General features: G+C 64.0%; 1 protein-coding gene. It reads left to right on the top strand.

Going from position 1 to position 1,268, the window contains the following annotated elements; translation table 11 throughout:
* Nucleotides 1–50: 50 nt before the first annotated feature.
* On the top strand, nt 51–1,268 hold a 1,218-nt coding region (locus PQQ95_RS36505), incomplete at its 3' end, for an IS4 family transposase (protein WP_408447244.1).

Below are 1,268 nucleotides of genomic sequence, written 5' to 3'. Positions count from 1 at the left end.
CTGTAAACTTCATCGCATAACTGACTGATAAATCAACGATATGAACTCAAATACCAGCGTCCTCCCAACTCCTGGCTGAGTTCTCCCGTTTTCTGTTTGATCCGGCGCTCGCTGAACGTGTTCGCCGCTCTCCCACCGCCTTCACCCGCAATCGCACACTGACGTTACCGCGCCTCGCCGCGCTGATGATGTCGGGCATGTGCGCAAGCGTGCAGGCCGAACTCGATGGCCTGTTTGGCGAACTGGGCGGGCGTGGCGTGCGCACCCGCGCGGTCAGTGCACAGGCCTTCAGCAAGGCGCGCCAGGGACTGTCGGCCGAACTGTTCGATCTTGCCTGCGCACGTCTGATAGAGCTTGCTCAACCCCGCATCGATGCGGCCCGCTGGAACGGCCTGAGACTGGTCGCCGCCGATGGCAGCCGCCTGCGGGTGGGCACACGTGCAGGTCATGCACTACGCGCCGATCACTATGCCTTTGCGCTATTTCTGCCCGGCACCGAGCTGACCCTGCATGCCGCCATTCATACCGCCGACGGCGCCGAACGGCAGATGCTGTTCGAAGCGCTCGACGTACTGCAGCCCCACACCGACCTGCTGCTGCTCGATCGCGGCTATGTCGGCAACATGATGGCGGCCGCGCTCGCCCAGCGCGGGATCGACTTCTGCCTGCGTGTCGACACCAACGGCTGGAGTTGCGTCAAGGAGTTCGCGCGCAGCGGCCAGGCCGAGCGCATCGTGAGGCTGCCGGCACCCAGCTGGGACGACGCCCGCGACTATGAACTGCTGCGCCGACCCACGACCGTGCGCCTGATCCGCGACCTCACGCCCAGTGGCCGTGTGCGGGTGCTGATGACATCCCTGCTGGACAGCCAGCGCTATCCGGGCGCCGCGTTCGGTGGGCTCTATCACCGGCGCTGGCGCATCGAGGAAGCGTTCAAACGCCTGAAGCACCGGCTGCGGCTTGAGGCGGTCACAGGGCTCACTTACCTGGCATTGCAGCAGGACTTCGGCGCCAGGATTGTTGCCGACAACCTGTGCACGCTGCTCAGCGAAATCGATGAACCGCCCGATGATGAGCCCGCCAGTCATCCGAACCGGCTTTATGCCATCGGCGCACTCAAGCCCATCCTTGGCGGGTGTCTTCTGCGCGTCGGGTTATGTCTGGGAAAACTGGCCGACGTGCTTGAGCTTATCCACCGCACCCGGTGCCGGGTCCAGCCTTCGCGCGCTTACCCTCGACCACCCAGAAAAGCCAAGCCCCATCATCAT

Origin of the sequence: Paraburkholderia caffeinilytica, from assembly GCF_046030355.1 — a bacterium.
Taxonomy (GTDB): domain Bacteria; phylum Pseudomonadota; class Gammaproteobacteria; order Burkholderiales; family Burkholderiaceae; genus Paraburkholderia; species Paraburkholderia caffeinilytica_B.
Note: the sequence above shows the minus strand (reverse complement) of the source record. Positions and strands in the feature narration are given on the sequence as shown.